We start from the raw sequence: 18,495 nt of genomic DNA on the forward strand, positions 1-18,495 counted from the left end.
CACGCAATACTCCTAGCAACAACTGACAGGAATGCCCTACGGGGTGAGAACACCATGAGCGACAAGTCCGACAACAACGCCAACGGCGGTTACGACGAAGACAGCATCCAGCAGCTGGAAGGCCTGGAAGCGGTGCGCAAGCGCCCCGGCATGTACATCGGCGATACCTCCGACGGTACCGGCCTGCACCACATGGTGTTCGAAGTGCTCGACAACGCCATCGACGAGGCGCTGGCGGGCTGGTGCGACGACATCAAGGTCATCATCCACCCCGACAACTCCATCTCGATTTCCGACAACGGGCGCGGCATCCCGGTCGGCGTCAAATTCGACGACAAGCACGAGCCCAAGCGCAGCGCGGCTGAAATCGTCATGACCGTGCTGCATGCCGGCGGCAAGTTCAACCAGAACAGCTACAAGGTGTCGGGTGGTCTGCATGGCGTCGGCGTGTCGTGCGTCAATGGCCTGTCGAAATGGCTGAAGCTGATCGTGCGCCGCGACGGCAAGAAATACGCGATGACCTTCAACCGGGGCAAGGTGCTCGACCGCCCGATCGAAATCCAGAACGGTGTCGAAGTGTCGCCCATGCAGATCATCGGCGAAACGAAGAACCGCGGCACCGAGGTGCATTTCCTGGCCGACGAGGAAATCTTCGGCAAGGTCGAATTCCATTTCGACATCCTCGCCAAGCGCATCCGCGAACTGTCCTTCCTCAACAACGGCGTCAAGATCGAACTGATCGACCACCGCGACGGCAAGAGCGAAAACTTCGCGCACTCGGGCGGCGTCAAGGGCTTCGTCGAATACATGAGCCGTCTCAAGAATCCGCTGCACCCGAAGATTTTCAGCGCCATCGGCGAAAAGGACGGCATGACCGTCGAAGTCGCCATGCAGTGGAACGACAGCTATTCCGAAACCGTGCAGTGCTTCACCAACAACATTCCGCAGCGCGACGGCGGTACGCACCTCACTGGCTTGCGCATGGCGATGACGCGGGTTCTCAACAAGTACATCGAGGAAAACGAAGTCGCCAAGAAGGCCAAGGTCGAGACCACCGGCGACGACATGCGCGAAGGCCTCACCTGCGTGCTGTCGGTGAAAGTGCCGGAGCCCAAGTTTTCGTCGCAGACCAAGGACAAGCTGGTGTCCAGCGAAGTGCAGCCGGTGGTGCAGGAAGTCGTCGGCCAGAAACTCGCCGAATTCCTGCTGGAAAACCCCAACGACGCCAAGCTGCTGTGCGCCAAGATCGTCGATGCCGCGCGCGCTCGCGAGGCCGCCCGCAAGGCACGTGAAATCACCCGTCGCAAGGGCGTGATGGACGGCCTGGGCCTGCCCGGCAAGCTCGCCGACTGCCAGGAAAAGGATCCCGCTCTCTCGGAGATTTATCTGGTCGAGGGCGATTCCGCCGGCGGTTCGGCCAAGCAGGGACGCGACCGCAAATTCCAGGCGATCCTGCCGCTGAAGGGCAAGATCCTCAACGTCGAGCGCGCGCGCTTCGACAAGGTCATCGGCAGCCAGGAAATCGCCACGCTCATTACCGCGCTTGGCACCAGTATCGGCAAGGACGATTACAACCCCGACAAGCTGCGCTATCACCGCATCATCATCATGACCGACGCGGACGTCGACGGCGCTCACATCCGCACCCTGCTGCTGACCTTCTTCTACCGCCAGATGCCCGAACTGGTCGAGCGCGGCCACATCTACATCGCCCAGCCGCCGCTTTACAAGGTCAAGCATGGCCGCTCCGAGCGTTACATCAAGGACGAGCACGCGTTGAAGGAACACCTGATGGCCGAGGCGATGAAGGACGCCGAACTGACCCCGATGGATGGCGCCATGCCGATTTCCGGCGAAGCGCTGGAGGCGCTGGCGCGCGAATATTTCCTCGCCGAGGCCGTCAGCGAACGCTTGGCTCGCTTGCTTCCGGACGACGTATTGCAGGTGCTGATGAAGATCCCACGCCTGAGCCTCGCCGACAGCGGCGCCGCGATGATGGCCGAAGCCAGCCTAGGTGCGGCGCTCGACGCGCATAAATTCGAGGTGGCCGCCGAATATCTCAGCGAAACCGACACCCATCGTCTGCGCATCACCCGCCATTCCCACGGCAACGCCTACGTCAACTTCCTCGAAGCGGACCTGCTTGAATCAGGCGACTACAGCCAGCTGGTCAAGGTTGGCGACCTGCTGCGCGACCTGATCGGCCTGGGCGCCCGCGCCAAGCGCGGCGAAAAGGAAGCGCCGGTGCAAAGCTTCCGCGAAGCGATGGACTGGTTCCTCGCCGAAGTCAAACGCGGCATGAGCATCCAGCGCTACAAGGGCCTGGGCGAGATGAACCCGGCCCAGCTGTGGGAAACCACCATGGATCCCAAGGTGCGTCGCCTGATGAAGGTGCAGATCGAGGATGCGATCTCGTCCGATCAGATTTTCACCACGCTGATGGGCGATGAAGTCGAGCCGCGGCGGAATTTCATTGAGACGAATGCGCTGGGTGTACGCAATTTGGATGTTTGAGTTGTGGTTCTTGTGCGTAAACGGAAATAGCGTCACGAGAAGCCATTCTACGGGACAGAATTTCTGAAATTGGCAACGCCTTAAGGCCAACCAATCTGGTTGGCCTTTTCTTTGGCGCAATGAAGAAGCAAAGAAAACGCAGACATGGGATTGGCCGAAGGCAATCCCCCATCATTCCCAATGGCCCGGGCCAGAGGCCGCAGCGTGCATTTCCGGACTCTCAATGTAAATTCTGCGGTTTTCCAGGCTTAGAAAGCCTCTCCGCTTTAGCTTGCTGAGCATCCCGGTAACTGTTTGGCGTGTGGTGCCAACCATATCGGCAATTTCTTGGTGGGTAAGCGTGATATCGAGGTGGATATCCTGCCCAACGTGGACGCCATGGCGCGCACTCAAACGTAGGATCAACTTCATGATGCGGGTCTCAACGTCGTCATTGACCAGATTGACGATGACTTCACTCAGGGTGCGCATACGGCACGACAGTACCTGCATGACGAGATGCAGGGAATCAGGATGGTCGCGAAGAAACCCGGAAAACTGGCTTTGCGACAATTTAAGTACCTCCGATGCTTCGCACACGTGCGCATGCACCACGCGTCCCCCCCCCTGTGCCACTTCTGCAAGGCCGAACATTTCACCGGCAAAGCAGAACCACAGAATGACTTCCTTGCCGGTATGCGCCGGCTGGCAAATTTTGACTCGACCTTTGCGAAGGAAATAGACGTGCTTGCCGGGCGCCCCTGCACGGAACACGAATTCGCCCTTGGAAAAACGCTGCATCGTGCCAAGGGAAAGTAACGCCTCCCGGTCTTCCCCGCTCATGCGGGCGAGTATGTCGGTTTGCTGATCAAGTGGCATGCGCATCCTCTGTTGGATTGCCGCGCCTTAAACGACATTTTCTTTAATGCCGGAAATGTCAGTTGGCCGACATACTTTCCCCGAGATGGCCAGAATACTACTTATGCCGCTTCGGGAGTGTAAAGGGGTTGGTGTCCGAGGTCGGAGAACCACAAAACAGGAAAGGGACATTGTCGGTGTCCCTCATAGCGGAGTTCTACCCTGATGGAGGTTACGATGCCTTACGACTCTCGAGCCCGATGCTTCTCTTCTTCCCTTTTCCTCAATATTTGGATGCTGTTGGCTGCAGTGATCGTCACGACCCCTGTAAGGGCGGCTGACGTGACACCCAAGATGCAGCCCAAGATCGATACCTATAAAAAGCAGGCAGCCATGTGGGCCATGGATCCTGTCATTGTGAAAGCCGTGAAGGAATCCAACACCCAAGGCCCGATTCCCATGTTGGGCAATGCCAAGTGGCGGGAGTTGAAGGAAAGCGATCCCATCGTCAAAGGCTTGGTCGACAATCCGGCCGGGCAGCGCCTGGCCAAGTGGATGAATGCCGACCCCAAGGGGATCAATAAGATCGTACTCTCGGGCGACAAGAGCCATCGCGTCGCTTTTACGTCCATGCCAGCGATTTATATCGGCAAGGGCAAGCCAAACTTCGACGAATCGTTCAGCGGAAAAGTGTGGCAACAGGGTGAATCCAAACCCGACCCCAGCACCAATATCGAATCGGTGCAAATTTCCGCACCCGTGAAAAATGGCAATGATGTGATCGGCGTGCTGCTGGTGTCGCTGACTGCAGCCAATCTGCAATAGGGGGCCTTATGAGCGAACAAGTTCAGAGCGGCGGTTTTATCGCCAACTGGGGCAGCAACATTCGTGATTCCGGCCGATCGCCCGGCAAGTGTGCGTGCGGGTTCATTGCTGCCTGGATCGCGTTCTTTTTGATTCTTTGGGTGATGCCCGCGCCAGAGGGGCTTTCCACCGCGGGCAAGGCAACGCTAGCCGTCATGGTATGGGCATGCCTCATGTGGATTACCGAAGCGATCCCGGTCGGCGTATCCGGAATGTTGATCCCTATGCTGCTGGTGATGACTGGGGCGATCGACAAGTTTCCCAAGGCGGCCAGCGGATTTTCTACGCCGGTGGTGTTTCTGTGTCTGGCGGCATTTATTTTTGCTGCTGTGATGCAGGCAGCCGGTCTGGATCGACGCATCGCATTGGGGATGTTGCACAAGCTCAAGGTACGAACGGTCAATGGCGTGATCTGGGCGATGTTCGGTGCCAACTTGCTGTTGTCGTTGATCATTCCTGCAGCCAACGCACGTGCCGCGACGTTGTTGCCGGTGGTGAACGGCATTACGAATATGTTCGGCGATACACCGGAAGAACGAGCCGGCAAGAAGGCCATCGTCATCCAGACGCTGGTCTATGGTTCGATGATCAGCGGCATGTGCATCATGACCGCGCACCTGCCCAATCTGGTGATCGTCGGCCTGCTCGACACCGAGCTCGCACTACACCTGTCCTATATCGACTGGTTCAAGCTGCAATGGCCCTATCTCGGCATGTTTGTCATCACCCAGTGGTGGATGCAGCGCTACTTCAAAACGCATGGCGTGGGCGTACATGGGGGCTATGAGGCAGTGCAGAAGCAGTACGCGGAACAGCCGAAGACCAGCCAGGCGGAATGGCTCATTCTCGTGGTATTCGGCGTGATCGCGCTATTGTGGGTGACGGAATCCTGGCACGGCATCAAATCGCACAATGCGGCGCTGATGGGGTTGGCGGTGTTGTTCATGCCCGGCATGTTCGGCTTCAAGTGGAAAGAACTGCAGGATCGCACGATCTGGGGCACATTCCTGTTGCTTGCGGGCGCGCTTTCGATGTCGTCCGCGATGGGCAGTACCGGGCTTGCGCAATGGCTGTCGGACATTATTCATCCGCTGGCGACGGGCCATCCGTGGTGGATGGTGCTGCTGATCCTGATGGCGGGCACGCATGTGATCCGGCTCGGCATGCTGTCGAATGTGGCGGCAATCACCATGCTGGCACCGATCCTGCTGGCGCTTGCACCCAAGCTTGGATTGCACCCGGTGGCGTTCACCATGCTTGTATCCGACACTGACACCTTCGCCTACATCCTGCCCACGCAAATCACGGCGGCGGTCATCGCCTATAGCAGTGGCACCTTCAGCATGGCTGACTACGCGAAAGTGGGTTGGGTATCCGTGCTGATCGCGATCGCCTACGGCATCTGTGTCATGGCGCCATGGTATGCATTCATGGGTATCCCGGTGTGGGATCCAACAGCACCTTGGCCCTTCCAATAAATCTGCTCTGATCGGCACATCCCCAACCGACGTCCATTCGGCTGGGGATGTGCCTGGCCGTATTTGTAAAACGAGGAAGACAACATGAAGAAAATGACCGACGCCGAACTGAAAGAAAAACTCGGCGACTACATTGCGCCGCAAGGCCTGTATCAGATCACCAAGGACATGCCTTTCCTGGGAAAAGTCTCGTGCAACATCGAGCGCATGGAGGCGGGTTCCTGGCAAGAAATCGTCATCGACTACGAACTCGGTGCCTCGGGCATGGCCGACGGATCCTGGTTCAAGGCAACGTTTCGCTTCTATTCCGACTGGGCGCTGTTCCAGAACACCGATCCGGCTGGCGCCAACTACATCTCTGCCGAATATCACGCCGCGCCGACCATTCCCGGCCAGTCACCGGCGACCGTGCAGAAACTCAGCGTGCGTTTTGATCAGAAGGGCCATGAACGACCATTCCAGAAAGCGGTGATCGTCGATACTTACGACGGTTACCTCAAGGCTGGCGACCACATCATCATCCGCCTGGGCGACCGGCGTTTTGGCGGTGCCGGTACGCGCGTGCAGACTTTCGTCGAGGAGAGTTTCCGCATCCGCTGCTATGTCGACCCCCTCGGCACCTCGCGCTTCGCCTCCATTGGCGAAGACCTGGTGATCGATATCAAACCCGGCGCACCGGCGCAACTGATGTGGGCCGGTTCTCGCATCGTTCGCGCGAATGAAAAATTTCCGCTGCGGCTGCGCAGCGAGGATCAATGGGGGAACACTTGCTGGAATCGCGGCGACAAGGTGCGGATCAACGCGACGCTGAACGGCAGGTCGATGTACAGTAAAGAAGCGACACTGGCGGAAAAAGGCTGGGCCGTATTGTTGCTGGACGACTTGCCGACACAGGAAGCCGGCGAATTGGCGGTCACCGCCCATCTATCCGAGCACCCCTGGGTCAAGCCGGCGGTCTTTTACGTCACAGTGGACGAGGCGTTGGCGGTGCCGCGTATTTACTACTGCGATCTGCATGTGCATTCCGAAGACACGATCGGCACCAATACCACGAGCTACAACCTCACCTACGGTCGCGATGTAAGCGGTCTGGATATCCTGGCCTTTGCGCATAATGACTTCAATATCACCACGGAGAAATGGAAAAGTACGGTCGAATTGATTCATTCGATCACCACGGACGGCAGCTTCGTGGCTTATCCCGGCACCGAGTGGTGCGGATCGAGCTGTGCAGGCGGCGATCACAACGTGGTGTTTCTGCACGACGGGGAACCGGAATTCCCCTACCTCAAGACCGGCGAGCATGTGCGATCGGTGGAATGGAACGAAGACATGCGCTCGGCCACCGTCGAGCCGGGTGCCTGGCCGCTGGAAGAGTTATGGGTGGCCTATGCGAAAGATCCGGATGGCCACCTGCTGATTCCGCACGTGGGCGGTCGACGCTGCATTCTCGACTGGCATCATCCCAAGTTGGAGCGGCTGATCGAGATCGGCTCCAGCTGGGGCCATTTCGGCTGGCTGTATCAGGAGGCGATGACTCGCGGTTACAAGATCGGTGCGTCCATGGCCGGTGACGAACATCGCGGCCGCTGTGGCGGCGGCGTGCCCGGCACGGCGGTGTTTGGCACCAAGGGCGGTATCTCCGGCGTCATCGCGCCGGAGCTTTCCCGAAAGGCCATCGCGCAGGCTCTGCGTGCGCGCCACACCTTTGCGTCCACCGGCGAACGCAGCTACGGTCTGATTCGCTGCAATGAGCACATCATGGGCGATGAGTTCGCGCACAAAGGCCCGGCGACGGTTGACTATCGTTTCCTTGGCGACGCGGGCTGGGACGAAATCATCGCCTTCGATCACACCGGCGAAATCTGGCGCCGCAATTTGCAACAGGAACTCGGCTACTCTGAGCGCAAGATTCGCTTTCGTTGGGGCGGCGCGCGGGTCAAGGATCGCTATCGCTGGGCAGCTTGGAAGGGAAAGGTCACCATCACCAATGCGGTAATCAACGATTTCACCGGCCGCGGCTTCGAACACCTCGAAGAAACCTGCTGGCGCGAATCGGCCACCACGGTGGGGTTCAAGAGTGATACCTATGGCGACGTGGATGCCATCGAGCTCGACGTGTCGCACCTGGCCACGGCAAGGATTCGCGTCGAAGGCACGATAGACGGTTATGTGAAAGTTGGCGATCCGCTCAAGGGTAATCCCTTTGTGCACTGCCCGACATTCGAATGGGAGATCACAGGGGCGGAACTGCTGGAAGCAGCGCGGCTCAAGAAGGATCTGCCGGGGGTGGATATGTTTCTCGCTTTCGAGCGGATGAGTGATTCACCCGCACCGCGGGAAGTCAGCGGTACGCTCAACATCGACCCGCATAATGGCCCGCACGGCCATCGCCCGGTTTACTTTTTTGGGAGGCAGATCGATGATGCAAAGGTATGGACATCAGCGTTGTTCATCGCCTTTGATGGATGAACGGCTTCTCTCACACGGGGCGCAACGGGTTGCCAAGGGAAGATCCACCCGCCTTCCTTCCCGATGCCCTTGCGTCCCTGGCGGATAACAGTTTTGCCATGCCCATGAATCCATTGCGCTGGCCGGACGAAACCGCCCGGCCAAGGAACCATGAGGAGCCGGGCTTTTCGCAGCCTGGCTCGAATATCTGCCTGGATTTTCACGGCGATCCAATGCGTGCGCGGCTGGTGGTTTTTTCCGACGGCAACCATCATATGGCGCTGCAGGAAACATTGCGTGCCTTTCTGTTGAAATTCCCCGAGGTGGAGGATGTCTTCTATGTCACCACCCCACCGCGCGTGGCGCTGCAAATGCTTCAGGCGGGGTGTCTGAATATCGGCAATCTCAGACTGTCGGTAACGCCGCATGTCTTCATCAGCCCATCGGCTGTGCTCGACCAACTGATAGCGGAGAAACGCATGACCGCTTATCGACCCTTCATGCATAGCCGCGGTGTGGTGCTACTCGTACGCAAGGGTAACCCGAAGAACATCAGCGGTCTCCGGGATTTGCTGCGAGAGGATGTGAGGGTGTTTTTATCCAATCCCGTCAATGAAAAAGTCAGCTATCAGATATACACGGATTGCCTACGGCGACTGGCCATGCATGAAAATGTCCCGCTAGATTTTCTCGCCAGCCCACCGGGTCATCCGGGCGCGTCCAACGTGATTTACGGCGATACCATTCATCATCGCGAAGCGCCGCAGGCCTTGATGGATGGACGGGCAGATGCGGCAGTGGTGTTCTATCACCTGGCGCTGCGCTATCAGCGTATCTTTCCTGAACTGTTTGATTCAGTTTGGCCAGTCGGTTCCCGAGGTAACCAGCATTGCGATATCAACCGCTTCGGTTTCGGCTTGGTGGATGGTGGCGGGCCGTGGGGCAGCAAGCTGGATACGTTCCTGATGACCGATGAAGTGACGTCTATCTATGCCGCGCATGGCTTGGAACGCGCCGGGTGAAACCCGTTATAGCTGTGATCAGCTCATCGATTCAGGATGTGTTCCGCCAACTCATCAAGCTCCGACTTGCGCTTTTACCAATCCGTACAAGGGCATTTACCCTGTTGATTCTTCCGGGACCGTTGCGACACTAGTTTCGTGTGCCGCCAAAGCCTTCCAAATCGCAGTTCTCTAAACAGTAGACGCCAGAGCCCATCTGCGCGGACCGTTGCTCAGGGACGACATTTGTAGATCGCGAAGGTGCGCTTGCCAATCTCCGGTCTGTCGCCAGGCACAACCGTGTCGCCGCCCTGGTTCACGGCTTCGTTTCGTGCCAACTGCAGCAGGTTGGCATCGACATTGTCGATGCCCCGGCTGATGAATCCCACTTCAGCGAGGACGCTGACTGTGGTCTTTCCGATGGCTTTGCACTGGCTCACCTGATCGGCCTGGGCAACGGCAACCTGCTCGGATCCTTGTCGGACGTCGATCAAGCTGCTGGCGCAACCGCCCAATGCCAGGGGCATCAGGAGGGCGGCGACAAGCTTTCCTTGGGGGATTTGCATGAACGAATTCATTTTCATTTAAGCGCTCCGTCATTATCCACACGATGACGGTCTGACGGACAGTTATGCCATTCGTTCAGGCGGCCAGCATCACGCAACGGCCCGGCATCGCCGTGCCCATTCATGTTTGATAGTTGAACGGCGCGTCAACTTGGAGAGGGAGGGGCTTCCAGCCAGGCCTGCAGCATGGCGCGCAAGCGGTCTTCCTGTACCGGCAGCGTCAGTGCGGCATCGATGCGCAGTCGCGCGCTGACCTTGTCGAGGACAGCCTGATGCGCGGGTTCGTAAAAAACCAGGATGCGCGTAGCAGGCGCGCTTTGCACGGCGGCCAGCAGCGATTCGAGGTTGGACAGCCGGTCGCGGAAATCGGTCTGATGGTAGAAGTCCGCGACGATGACGGCAGGCGGGCTCTTGCGGACCAGACTGATGGCCTTGCGTTCCGACCATTCGCTGACAACGCTGAAACCCAGTTCCTGATAAAGCTTCTTGTAGCCAGCCGTGCCGATGAAGGCGTTGAGCATGAGCAGCCGGGGCGGCGTGCTCATGCAGCAGGTTTCTTGCTGGCCGGTTTTTTGGTGGCAGCGGGTTTGGTTGTCGCTTTCTTGGTCGTGGCTTTTTTGGCGGCCGGCTTTTTCGCAGCGGGTTTCTTCGGTTCGTCCGCGTCGCCCGCCTTGGCTTTCTTCGCCGCCGCCGGCTTGGCGGCCGCCTTGCGTGCCGGTTTCTTGGCCGGGCCTTTGGCCACGCGCGCGGCGATCAGCCCGAGCGCCTCGTCCAGTGTGATCTCTTCCGGCGTGATGTCCTTGGGCAATGTGGCGTTGGTGCTGCCGTGCTTCACGTAGGGGCCATAGCGGCCGCTGCGCACGGTGATGTCCTTGCCGTCTTCCGGGTGCGGGCCCAGATTCTTCAGCACCGAGGCGGCGGAGTCGGCGCCGCGTGGGGCGCGTTCCATCGCCAGGACTTCGAGTGCGCGTGGCAGGTCGATCTCATACACGCTGTCGGTCTTGGGGATCGACTTGAATTTGCCGTCGTGCAGCAGATACGGACCGAAGCGGCCATTGTTGGCGACGATCGGCAGGCCGGTGGTCGGGTGGTGTCCGACTTCGCGCGGCAACGAGAGGAATTTCAGCGCCAGTTCGAGCGTGGCGTTTTCCAGCGGGATGTCCTTCGGCCACGAGGCGCGGCGCGGCTTCGGTGCCTTCTTGTCTTCCGGCATCTCGCCAATCTGCACGTAGGGCCCGAAGCGGCCCGACAACAGCTTGACGTCGAGCCCGCTGGCCGGATCCTGGCCCAGGATGTTGTCGCCCTCGGCGGTGGCCGCATGCAACGGGCGCGTGTAATCGCACTCCGGATAGCCCGAGCAGCCGATGAAGAGGCCACGCTTGCTCGCCTGCATGAAGAGCGGCTTGCCGCACTTGGGGCAGGCTTCGAGGATGGGGCAGCCGCGTTCGACGTCCTGCTTGGCTTTCAGTTCGCCGTCGAAGCCCTTCCAGAATTCGCCCAGCAGCTGTGACCATACGCGCTTGCCGTTGGAGACGTCGTCGAGCTTGTCTTCCAGCTTGGCGGTGAAGTCGTAATCGACGTAATGGGTGAAATGCCGGGTCAGAAAGCAGTTGACCAGGCGGCCGATGTCGGTCGGTTGGAAGCGCTTCTTCTCCAGCACCACGTACTCGCGGTCCTGCAGGGTCGAGATGATGCTGGCGTAGGTCGAGGGGCGGCCGATGCCATATTCCTCCAGGGCTTTGACGAGACTCGCCTCGGTGTAGCGCGGCGGCGGTTGGGTGAAGTGTTGTTCGCCATAGAGCTTGTCGACCGGCAGGGTTTCGCCCTCGGTCAGTGCCGGCAGTTTCGACTCCTCTTCATCCTCGTCGTCCTGGTAGACGGCCAGGAAGCCGGCGAATGCCAGGGTCTGTCCGGTGGCGCGGAAGGTGCCCTCGCCCACCGTGATGTCGGCGGCGACCGTATCGAATTGCGCGGGCGTCATCTGGCAGGCGACGGTGCGCTTCCAGATCAGCTCATAGAGCTTGGCCTGGTCATGCGACAGAAATTGCTTCACCGCTTCCGGCGTGCGCGTCACGGAAGTCGGACGCACCGCCTCGTGCGCTTCCTGTGCGTTCTTGGTCTTGGCCTTGTAGGTGATGGCGGCCGGCGGCAGGAATTCCTTGGAAAAGTTGGCGCCCACATACTTGCGGATGTCGGTGATGGCTTCCTGCGCCAGGTTCACCGAGTCGGTCCGCATGTAGGTGATGAGGCCGACCGGGCCTTCGCCGAGGTCGATCCCTTCGTACAACTGTTGAGCGGTACGCATCACGCGGTCGGTGGTCATGCCGAGCTGGCGCACCCCGGCCTGCTGCAACGTCGACGTGGTGAACGGGGCGCCGGGATGGCGGGCGCGGCGTTTCTTCTCGATGCGCATGACGCGGGCATCCTTGCCCTCCAGCATGGCCAGCCATTCCTTGCTGCGCGCCTCGTGTTCGACCGAGAACTGTTCGAGCTTTTCGCCCTTGAAGTGGGTGAGCTTGGCGGTGAACGGCTGCGCACCTTTATGCGTGTCGAGGTGCAGCGTCCAGTATTCGCGCGGCACGAAGGCTTCGATCTCTTCCTCGCGTTCGACGATCATCCGCAGGGCGGGCGATTGCACGCGCCCTGCGCTCAAACCCGGGCTGATCTTGCGCCACAGCAGCGGCGACAGGTTGAAGCCGACCAGATAATCGAGCGCGCGCCGGGCCTGTTGCGCGTCGACCAGGTCGGTCGCGATTTCGCGCGGATGGCGCACGGCGTCCTGGATAGCCGATTCGGTGATCTCGTAGAAGGCCACGCGCTTCATCGGCGTCTTGACCTTGCGTTCCTTGAGGATTTCGCTGATGTGCCAGGAAATCGCCTCGCCTTCGCGGTCCGGGTCGGTGGCCAGCAGCACTTCGTCGGCCTTCTTGGCGGCCTTGACGATGGCCTCGACGTGCTTGGCGTTGCGTTCGATGACCTGGTATTTCATGCTGAAATTTTCGGTATCGACCGCGCCGGTTTTCGGCTCCAGGTCGCGCACGTGGCCGTAGCTGGCAAGGATGTCGTAGTCGGCGCCGAGGTATTTTTTCAGCGATTTGGATTTCGACGGCGATTCGACGATGACGAGTTTGGACATGTTAGGGCGTATTAACTCTGGTTTCGCGCTCGCGTTGCTGCGAGAAAGCGATGGATGCAAGGCGTGTCGCGCCGGCAAGGGTCATCCCTTGCCAAGAGACGCAACGTAGCAGACGCGCTTTCTCACAGCAACCCGAAGGGACGGGACGATTCGGGCACATCCCTTTGTCGCGAGCCGCTTGCTGTGAATGGCACAGCGGCACGTCTCGCTTCGCGGCCTGTGTCCCGAATCGTCCTCGTCGCGAGTGTGAAATCAGAGTTAACACGCCCTAAATTAATGTAGACGTCCCGGCTCGTGATTCAACAGCATGTCTTCCAGATGCGTGAAATGTTCGATCAGGCCGCGGCTCCACAGCACGATCAGCGTCATCCAGCGCACATGGTCGGGTTCGATGTCCTCACCGCCCAAGGCCATCAGGCCGGAAATCACCCATTCGCGCGATTCGGGGTCGAGTATCTCGGCGCCGACCAGGAATGCGAGTTCACTGCGGCAGGCCTCGTTGAGGCGCTCCAGCTCTTCGGCGGCGTAATGACGATCATAGGCCAGCGCGAGCCGCTCATGGGTGGCGCTACCGGTCAGGTTGGCATACCAGTCCAGGGCGGCGTTGATGTCGGATTCTTCAAACCCGGCGGCAAACAGGCGCTTTTCCAGTGCGTCGCGATCGGGCGCCAGCTCCGCCATGCGGAAGCTTTCATATAGGTAAACCAGGATGTCGAGCATAGTGTCAGTGAATTTTTTGGTAGCGCCCGCCTGGCAAGGAAGCAATTCGCCCATCCAGTTCAAGCGTCAACAGCTTCGCTGAAAGCGCATCCAGCGTCAACCCGGTTCTTTGTGCAAGGGTATCGAGCGTGGTGGGCGCGCCGTCCAATGCGTTCAACACCGGGTCGGTGAGGGCTGCCGCAGTGTGTTCCGGCGAGGCGTCCTCCGCGAGCGCTTCACTGTGTGGACGGTCCTGGCGTAGTCCTGGCGGGGCCAGCCGCTGCTGCCAGGCCAGTTCGTCGAGAATGTCGGCGGCGGACTCGACCAGCTTGGCGCCCTGCTTGATCAGGGCATGGCAGCCGCGCGCCAGTGGGGAATGAATCGAACCGGGAATGGCGAACACCTCGCGCCCCTGTTCGGTGGCCACCCGGGCGGTGATCAGCGAACCACTGTCGGGCGCGGCCTCCACCACCAGCACGCCGCGGGAGAGTCCGCTGATGAGCCGGTTGCGGCGAGGGAAATGGCCGGGCAGGGGTGGCGTGCCGAGCGCAAACTCCGACACGATCAACCCGGTTTCGGCCAACTGATGCGCCAGCGCCTTGTTGCGTGCGGGGTAAATGCGGTCGAGCCCGGTACCGATGACGGCCACGCTGGATCCAGCGCCTGCGAGCCCACCCCGGTGAGCTGCCGCATCGATGCCGAGCGCCAGCCCGCTGACGATGGTGAGCCCGGCGTCCGACAGGGCGTGAGCGAAGGCTTCGGCATCGCGCACCCCCTGCGGAGTCGCGTTGCGGCTGCCGACGATGCCAAGCGCAGGCTGGTTGAGCAGCGCGCGCCGTCCCTTGCAATACAGCATGGCAGGCGGATCCGGGATCTCGAGCAGGATCTTTGGATAGTCCGTGTCCGCCAGCGTCATCAGGCTGTTGTCGGGCTGGTCGAGCCAGGCCAGGGCGGCGTCAAGCTGCGCGGCATCGGGTTCGGCCAGCAGGGCGTCGCATTGGGCGGGCGTGAGGTGGGCCGCCAGCGCGTGGCGGCTGGACGATAAAACGGCCTCCGGAGATCCGAAGGCCGTGAGCAGGCGGATCAGGCTGGTGTTGCCCACCCCCGGAACGAGGGCGAGGTGCAGCCAGGGATCACGTGCGTTCAATCAGGATTTTTCACGCTATCGAGCAGGTAGACCGGGCCATCCGACTGCATGATGAGCGCGTAGGACACGCGGTCGTACACGCGGTAGACCATCACCAGGCCGCTGCGGGTATCAGGCAGCTTGACGGCGTTATCGCTGTTGTTGCCGAGGCAGGTGCTGCGGAAGGAGTTGCGCACGTCGACGATTTGATCATACGTGGCCTTGCCGTCCTCCTTCAGGCAGCGCACATCGCTGTACAGCCAGGCGCCGCCATCGGGAATGCCCGCGGATTTTTCCTTGACCCAGGCCATGCGGTCCTTTTCGTCGCGGGTCAGCGTTACGGCCAGACCTTCGCGGTATACCGCCAGCACGTGGCCCGGCTCTAGGCCGTCGCGGCTGCCGCGGTTGATGACGACCGTCTGGTAGCGGCCGCTGTCGGACAGCCCACCGTAGGCCGAGATGATGCGGCCGCGGATCTTGCCTTCCGGGGCGTGCGGGACGTATTCGAAGGGAGTGCTGCTGTCCGCTTCCACCAGCTTGTCCTTGGGCAGGATTTCCCGTACCGACTGGGTGATGCGGATTTTTTGCGGGGCGCCTTCCACCAGCGTGCGGGCGTCGCCGAGGTATTCGACTTCATAGCCCAGGACTTCGCCGGTTTCCGGGTCTTTCAGCGCCTTGCCCGGGCGCAGCACGTTCCAGCGGGTGACGCCGGGCTTGCCGCCGGTGGCAAAGGCATCGTCACCCGAGCCCAGCACCACCCGCTCGACGTTGCTGCCCAGAATGAAAGGCGCATCGTCGAGCGCGCCCTTGGCCACCACACGCGGTTGCGACAGGAAGGGGTGGATCACCCGGATGGGAATGGACGGGACCGCTTCATTGCGGATTTCGGTTGCACGTACGCCGGGCGACAGTTTGACCGTCTCCATGCCGTCTTTGCTGCCCTTGACCAGCGACAGGCGCGGTTCCTTGCCGCTGCGGTCGAGCACGATCATGTCGCCGGGATAAATCCAGTGCGGGTTCTTGATCTCCTCGCGGTTCATCTTCCAGATCTGGGGCCAGCGCCACGGGTCCTTGAGAAATTTGCCGGAAATGTCCCATAGCGTGTCGCCTTTGACCACGACATACTTGTCCGGCGCGTTGTCCTGCAGTTTAAGGGTATCGGCCAACGCGGGAGCGGTGGCCAGCAGCAGGGCGAGAGAAACTACGAGTTGACGCACGGGGGAACCCTCCATTTAGACCTTGTCTAATTTTCAGCGTTGAAAATATACTGTGCGCTTAGCTTACGGCTATCCGCCGCCTTATATTTAGGGTTGCGCGCAACTAAACGCAGATTCTGCATCAAAGTGCGCGCCCAGCCCATTCAATTCTTAGACTTTGTTATGGCCAGACTCGACATTTTGCATTACCCCGATGCGCGCCTGCACACCGTCGCCAAGCCGGTGAAGGTGGTGGACGACCGCATCCGCACGCTGGTCGACGACATGGCCGAGACCATGTACGCGGCGCCTGGCATCGGCCTGGCCGCCACCCAGGTCGACGTCCACGAGCGCGTCATCGTCATCGACGTATCCGAAACCCATGACCAACTGCGTGTCTTCATCAATCCGGAGCTCATCGCCCAGTCCGGCACCGAGGAAAGCGAAGAGGGTTGCCTGTCGGTGCCGGGGATCTTCGACAAGGTCGTGCGCGCCGAGCGCGTCACCGTGCGTGCGCTGGACCGCGACGGCAAGTCGTTCGAACTCGACGCCGACGGCCTGCTGGCCGTGTGCATCCAGCACGAAATGGATCATCTGAAGGGCAAGGTCTTCGTCGACTATCTGTCCAACCTCAAACGCAATCGCATCAAGGCCAAGCTGTTGAAGCAGGCGCGCGAGCATCGGCCCGACGCGGCGCCGGTGCGCGCCTCGCTCTGAGTTTTCCTTTCCATGCGCATCATCTTTGCCGGCACGCCGCCGTTTGCGGCGGCCGCACTCAACGCTCTGGCGGACGCCGGGCATGACATCGCCCTGGTGCTGACCCAGCCCGATCGTCCGGCCGGGCGCGGCATGAAACTCATGCCCAGTGCGGTCAAGCAGGCCGCCTTGGCGCGCGGTTTGCCGGTGTCGCAGCCGCCGAGCCTGAAATCGCCCGAAGCCCAGACCGAGCTGCGTGCCGTGGATGCCGACGTCATGGTGGTCGCGGCCTATGGCCTGATCCTGCCGCAAGCCGTGCTGGACCTGCCGCGTCTCGGCTGCCTCAACATCCATGCCTCGCTGCTGCCGCGCTGGCGCGGCGCCGCGCCGATCCAGCGCGCGATCCTGGCGGGCGACGCGGAGACCGGCATCACCATCATGCAGATGGACGCCGGGCTCGACACCGGAGCAATGCTGTCGAAAACCGTGGTGCCGATTCGTGACGACGACACGGCCGCCAGTCTGCATGACGTGCTGGCCGCGGCGGGCGCGTCCGCCATCGTCGCGGCGCTGGCGAATTACGCTACGCTTGTTCCGGCTGCACAGGACGACGCGCAGGCCACGTATGCGGCCAAGCTCAGCAAGGACGAGGCGCAACTCGACTGGAACCAGCCTGCCGATGCCCTGGCGCGCGCGGTGCGCGCCTACAATCCGGCGCCCGGCGCATGGACGCTGCTGGAGGGCGCGCCGCTGAAAGTGTGGATGGCAGCGACCGCAACGGGCGCCGGCGACCCGGGTACCGTCCTGCGCGCCGACGCGGAGGGACTGGTCGTCGCCTGCGGCAGCGGCGCGCTGGCCTTGCGGGAGATCCAGCCGGCAGGCAGCAAGCGGATGAGCGCCGCCGCATTTCTCGCCGGGCGGCCGGTGCCACCGGGGTCCCGGCTCGGCCATTGAAACCCGGCCGGCCGATCCCCATCTAACGCTCGTCGACGCGCCTGTGGGCGCGTTTTAAGGAGCCTCACATGTTCGGTAACTGGGTCAAGACGTCCATTCTGTTTGCCGGGATCATTGCGCTGTTCGGCGCCATCGGTGCGGCCATCGGCGGCGCCCAGGGCATGCTGATCGCCTTGCTGTTCGGTGCAGGCATGAACCTGTTCGCCTACTGGAATTCCGACCGGATGGTGCTCTCCATGTACCATGCGCGCGAAGTGGACGCCGGCAGTGGCGGCCGTTTCTACGCGATGGTGCAGGAACTGTCCGCGCGGGCCGGGCTGCCGATGCCGCGCGTGTATGTCATCGACGAGGCGCAGCCGAACGCGTTTGCCACCGGCCGCAATCCGGAACACGCGGCCGTGGCGGCCACCACCGGCATCATGCAGTTGTTGAGCGAACGCGAACTGCGCGGCGTGATGGCGCACGAACTGACCCATGTGAAAAACCGCGACACGCTGATTTCCACCGTCTCCGCGTCGATCGCCGGCGCGATCTCGGCGCTGGCCAACTTCGGCATGTTTTTCGGCGGTCGCGACAGCGAAGGGCGTTCGGCCAATCCGCTCTTGGCCATCGCGATCATGGTCGTCGCGCCGATTGCGGCGATGCTGATCCAGATGGCGATCTCGCGCGCCCGCGAATTCGGTGCCGACGCCGGTGGCGCCGAAATCTCCGGCGATCCACAGGCACTCGCGAGTGCATTGCGGAAGATCGAAGCCTACGCCAAGGGCCTGCCGATGCCGACGGCCGAGGCCCATCCGGAGACGGCGCAGATGATGATCATCAACCCCTTGTCCGGCGGCGGATTGGCCGGACTGTTTTCGACGCACCCCGCCACCGAGGAGCGCGTCGCGCGGTTGCTGCAGATGACACGCGCGGCCTGACGCCGTCGCCTGTTATCATCCGCCGCTCCCCGCAGCAGGCGTAACCCCGATGAATCA

Annotated in this window: 15 protein-coding genes; 8 read left to right on the forward strand and 7 right to left on the reverse strand. The window is 61.1% G+C overall.

All coding sequences use genetic code 11. The features are described from left to right. The first annotated feature begins 54 nt into the window (after nt 1–54). Complete coding sequence (gyrB, locus tag ABT23_RS02625; RefSeq protein ID WP_296630706.1) at nt 55–2,514, forward strand: DNA topoisomerase (ATP-hydrolyzing) subunit B; 2,460 nt, start codon at nt 55–57, stop codon at nt 2,512–2,514. 171 nt (nt 2,515–2,685) lie between these two features. On the opposite strand, the gene ABT23_RS02630 is transcribed toward gyrB, so the two are convergent. Further along, a complete protein-coding gene (locus ABT23_RS02630) occupies nt 2,686–3,372 on the reverse strand; it encodes a Crp/Fnr family transcriptional regulator (protein ID WP_296630710.1) in 687 nt (228 codons plus the stop codon). 216 nt (nt 3,373–3,588) lie between these two features. On the opposite strand from ABT23_RS02630, the gene ABT23_RS02635 reads away from it, so the two are divergent. From ABT23_RS02635 to ABT23_RS02650, 4 genes are all read left to right on the forward strand, one after another. Then, nucleotides 3,589–4,176: a hypothetical protein gene (locus ABT23_RS02635; protein WP_296630712.1), complete on the forward strand. Its 588-nt coding sequence runs from the start codon at nt 3,589–3,591 to the stop codon at nt 4,174–4,176. Nucleotides 4,177–4,184: 8 nt separating this feature from the next. Then, nucleotides 4,185–5,693 carry a DASS family sodium-coupled anion symporter gene (locus ABT23_RS02640; protein ID WP_296630715.1) on the forward strand — a complete coding sequence of 503 codons (1,509 nt, stop codon included), beginning with the start codon at nt 4,185–4,187 and terminating at the stop codon, nt 5,691–5,693. An 84-nt stretch (nt 5,694–5,777) separates the two neighbouring features. Beyond that, a complete protein-coding gene (locus ABT23_RS02645) occupies nt 5,778–8,165 on the forward strand; it encodes a hypothetical protein (protein WP_296630717.1) in 2,388 nt (795 codons plus the stop codon). Continuing rightward, complete coding sequence (locus ABT23_RS02650) at nt 8,162–9,166, forward strand: substrate-binding domain-containing protein (RefSeq protein ID WP_296630719.1); 1,005 nt, start codon at nt 8,162–8,164, stop codon at nt 9,164–9,166. Before ABT23_RS02645 ends, ABT23_RS02650 begins: the two co-directional genes overlap by 4 nt. Nucleotides 9,167–9,378: 212 nt before the next feature. On the opposite strand, the gene ABT23_RS02655 is transcribed toward ABT23_RS02650, so the two are convergent. The 6 genes from ABT23_RS02655 to ABT23_RS02680 form a co-directional block, all read right to left on the reverse strand. Beyond that, nucleotides 9,379–9,729 carry a DUF4156 domain-containing protein gene (locus ABT23_RS02655; RefSeq protein ID WP_296630721.1) on the reverse strand — a complete coding sequence of 117 codons (351 nt, stop codon included), beginning with the start codon at nt 9,727–9,729 and terminating at the stop codon, nt 9,379–9,381. Between the two features lie 128 nt (nt 9,730–9,857). Next, nucleotides 9,858–10,256, reverse strand: a complete 399-nt coding sequence (locus ABT23_RS02660) for a hypothetical protein (protein ID WP_296630723.1) — start codon at nt 10,254–10,256, stop codon at nt 9,858–9,860. Further along, the gene (topA, locus tag ABT23_RS02665) at nt 10,253–12,847 is read right to left on the reverse strand and encodes a type I DNA topoisomerase (protein WP_296630726.1); all 2,595 of its coding nucleotides are present in this window, start codon (nt 12,845–12,847) and stop codon (nt 10,253–10,255) included. The genes ABT23_RS02660 and topA overlap by 4 nt, the downstream gene beginning before the upstream one ends. A 273-nt stretch (nt 12,848–13,120) precedes the next feature. Next, nucleotides 13,121–13,621: a DUF494 domain-containing protein gene (locus tag ABT23_RS02670; protein ID WP_363928494.1), complete on the reverse strand. Its 501-nt coding sequence runs from the start codon at nt 13,619–13,621 to the stop codon at nt 13,121–13,123. Then, nucleotides 13,572–14,693, reverse strand: coding sequence for a DNA-processing protein DprA (gene dprA / locus ABT23_RS02675; protein ID WP_296630732.1), 1,122 nt, complete (start codon nt 14,691–14,693; stop codon nt 13,572–13,574). Before dprA ends, ABT23_RS02670 begins: the two co-directional genes overlap by 50 nt. Beyond that, nucleotides 14,690–15,889 (reverse strand): LysM peptidoglycan-binding domain-containing protein, encoded by a 1,200-nt coding sequence (locus ABT23_RS02680; protein WP_296630734.1) that lies wholly within the window; start codon nt 15,887–15,889, stop codon nt 14,690–14,692. Before ABT23_RS02680 ends, dprA begins: the two co-directional genes overlap by 4 nt. Before the next feature lie 162 nt (nt 15,890–16,051). Here ABT23_RS02680 and def point away from each other — a divergent pair, with 162 nt between their 5' ends. From def to htpX, 3 genes are all read left to right on the forward strand, one after another. Then, the gene (def, locus tag ABT23_RS02685) at nt 16,052–16,585 is read left to right on the forward strand and encodes a peptide deformylase (protein WP_296630736.1); all 534 of its coding nucleotides are present in this window, start codon (nt 16,052–16,054) and stop codon (nt 16,583–16,585) included. Nucleotides 16,586–16,597: 12 nt separating this feature from the next. Further along, nucleotides 16,598–17,518, forward strand: coding sequence for a methionyl-tRNA formyltransferase (fmt, locus tag ABT23_RS02690; protein WP_296630738.1), 921 nt, complete (start codon nt 16,598–16,600; stop codon nt 17,516–17,518). A 68-nt stretch (nt 17,519–17,586) separates the two neighbouring features. Next, entirely contained in the window at nt 17,587–18,438 is an 852-nt protein-coding gene (gene htpX / locus ABT23_RS02695) for a zinc metalloprotease HtpX (RefSeq protein ID WP_296630740.1), read from the forward strand. Nucleotides 18,439–18,495: the final 57 nt, after the last annotated feature.

This window comes from Thiobacillus sp. SCN 63-57 (assembly GCF_001725555.1).
In the GTDB taxonomy this organism is placed as follows: domain Bacteria; phylum Pseudomonadota; class Gammaproteobacteria; order Burkholderiales; family Thiobacillaceae; genus Thiobacillus.

Excerpts from the sequence above, each read along its gene's own strand:
- htpX (WP_296630740.1), top strand. The coding sequence starts at position 17,587 with ATGTTCGGTAACTGGGTCAAGACGTCCATTCTGTTTGCCGGGATCATT.
- ABT23_RS02650 (WP_296630719.1), top strand. The coding sequence starts at position 8,162 with ATGAACGGCTTCTCTCACACGGGGCGCAACGGGTTGCCAAGGGAAGAT.
- topA (WP_296630726.1), bottom strand. The coding sequence starts at position 12,847 with ATGTCCAAACTCGTCATCGTCGAATCGCCGTCGAAATCCAAATCGCTG.
- ABT23_RS02660 (WP_296630723.1), bottom strand. The coding sequence starts at position 10,256 with ATGAGCACGCCGCCCCGGCTGCTCATGCTCAACGCCTTCATCGGCACG.
- ABT23_RS02670 (WP_363928494.1), bottom strand. The coding sequence starts at position 13,621 with ATGGGCGAATTGCTTCCTTGCCAGGCGGGCGCTACCAAAAAATTCACT.
- def (WP_296630736.1), top strand. The coding sequence starts at position 16,052 with ATGGCCAGACTCGACATTTTGCATTACCCCGATGCGCGCCTGCACACC.
- fmt (WP_296630738.1), top strand. The coding sequence starts at position 16,598 with ATGCGCATCATCTTTGCCGGCACGCCGCCGTTTGCGGCGGCCGCACTC.
- gyrB (WP_296630706.1), top strand. The coding sequence starts at position 55 with ATGAGCGACAAGTCCGACAACAACGCCAACGGCGGTTACGACGAAGAC.
- ABT23_RS02640 (WP_296630715.1), top strand. The coding sequence starts at position 4,185 with ATGAGCGAACAAGTTCAGAGCGGCGGTTTTATCGCCAACTGGGGCAGC.
- ABT23_RS02635 (WP_296630712.1), top strand. The coding sequence starts at position 3,589 with ATGCCTTACGACTCTCGAGCCCGATGCTTCTCTTCTTCCCTTTTCCTC.
- ABT23_RS02645 (WP_296630717.1), top strand. The coding sequence starts at position 5,778 with ATGAAGAAAATGACCGACGCCGAACTGAAAGAAAAACTCGGCGACTAC.
- ABT23_RS02655 (WP_296630721.1), bottom strand. The coding sequence starts at position 9,729 with ATGAAAATGAATTCGTTCATGCAAATCCCCCAAGGAAAGCTTGTCGCC.
- ABT23_RS02630 (WP_296630710.1), bottom strand. The coding sequence starts at position 3,372 with ATGCCACTTGATCAGCAAACCGACATACTCGCCCGCATGAGCGGGGAA.